The following is a 1776-nucleotide window of genomic DNA, read 5'->3' as shown; positions in this document are numbered from 1 at the left end:
AGGTAGGGTTTAATGGTGCAGTTGGTTCCTACGGTTCATCAATAACTGGATACTACGCTGAAATCGTTGGCAAAAACCAGTCTACAAGTTCAAACGGTGGTAGTTTAGGTATCATGAACTACCACGGCACAATCAAAATCAGAGCAAGAGTATCTGATAGCCGTGGGCGCTGGTCTGATACTAGAGAGATATCCGCGACCGTTCTTGAGTATTTTGCCCCTGCTCTCAGCTTTAGCATAGCAAGAACAGGCTCAACCTCTAGCACATTGACGGTCACTAGAAACGCCAAAGTAGCCCCTCTGACTGTATCAGGAAGTCAAAAGAACACAATGACTTTGACTTTCAAGGTTGCAAGACTAGGAACTAATGCTTTTACAGTTGACAATGGTCAAGCGACTGGTACCTGGTCAAGTATTTCAAGTCTAGTCAATTCACGGGCTAATCTTTCAGGGAATTATCTAGCTAATCAGTCATGGGTTGTCATTGGTATCCTTGAGGACAAATTCACTCGTACTGAGTTTATGGTCAACGTGGCAACTGAAAGCGTGGTATTCTCTTATGACCGCTCAGGTGTAGGCGTCAACAAAATCCGTGAGCGTGGTGCTTTGGATGTCAAGGGCGACATCTACGCTAATGACAATCCTATTCAGCAATATCAGCTTACAGATAATAGAGGTTTTGGGAAACTCATCAAACAAAATTTCAACTCAATGACAAATACTGGGCACTGGTGGATGGACGGAACTTCTCCCAACAATCCTTTTGGTGCGTGGGGGATGTTAGAGGTGTTTAGACCTAATCCGGGCTCAGCAGAGGCTATTCAGCGATTTACAACATCAATGGGATACATGGCAGTTAGAGAGAATGGTTTTGATAATAACTGGAGGCCATGGCGCTATGTTGCTCAACAGTCAGAGTCAACTAATAATTCAGATTTTATTGCTACCTCCAAAATAGCAAAAAGAAAGATTGAGCTAGGTTGGTTCATTAACGGCAACGTAACAAGAAATGGCAATCTTGTCACAATTTCAACCGAAAGAAAAATCGCAGACATTGCCACAATTTCAGACTATCGAGAAGTCAAAGAAACAATACCAGCTGGATTTAGACCAGCTCAAGAGGTTAACTTGGTTTTACAAGGATTGTCTGACTCAACAGTAACAGGCACAGCTATCTTACACCTTGCCTCAGATGGAAAAATCCGTCTGACAAGTAAAGCGCCAGGAAACAAATACTGGACAGGCACAATAACTTATATTACAAATGACCCTTACCCTTAATAAACGAAAGGAATATATATGAAACTAGAATACGGGACAAAGTCCTTGGAATATGACGGCAGTGGAACAGCATCAGCTACCAAGGTCACACTTGTCAACTCAAATGGTGCTATCTTACCTATCTTGTTACCTGCCGACAAAATCAGCTTGTCTAATACTGAACTCTTTGAGTTGGCACTCGAGGCTCTTTATCAGGAGAATTTTCCACAGCGTGCTGAGAAAGAGAAATTTAATCAGGTAGAAGCGCAGCTCAAGCAAAATAAGGAAATGGCAACTAAGGTAGAGCAAGCGACAGTAGAAAATAAAGAAAACCTTTATGCGGTTTCAACTATCACTGAGGTCTTGATTGCCTTGGCAGTATCTCAAAATGGAGGTATGCCTACCCACGCCTATGGCAAGGTAGCAGCATTCATCAAGCCACTTGTAACGAGTACACGCTACTCAAATGGAGACATCATTGCCATGCCTTATCCGTTTGATACGAATCCAAAATGGC

2 protein-coding genes are annotated in these 1776 nt (G+C 42.7%); both read left to right on the top strand.

Annotated features, from left to right (window positions below; all coding sequences use genetic code 11):
* Positions 1-1280: DUF859 family phage minor structural protein (locus HMPREF2613_RS04915; RefSeq protein ID WP_222563125.1), on the top strand; the 1280-nt coding region annotated here is incomplete at its 5' end.
* 18 nt (positions 1281-1298) lie between these two features.
* The coding region (locus tag HMPREF2613_RS04910) for a DUF1366 domain-containing protein (protein WP_070479405.1) at positions 1299-1776 on the top strand (478 nt) is incomplete at its 3' end.

The sequence above is a fragment of the Streptococcus sp. HMSC070B10 genome, assembly GCF_001808665.1.
GTDB lineage: Bacteria > Bacillota > Bacilli > Lactobacillales > Streptococcaceae > Streptococcus.
Note: the sequence above shows the minus strand (reverse complement) of the source record. Positions and strands in the feature narration are given on the sequence as shown.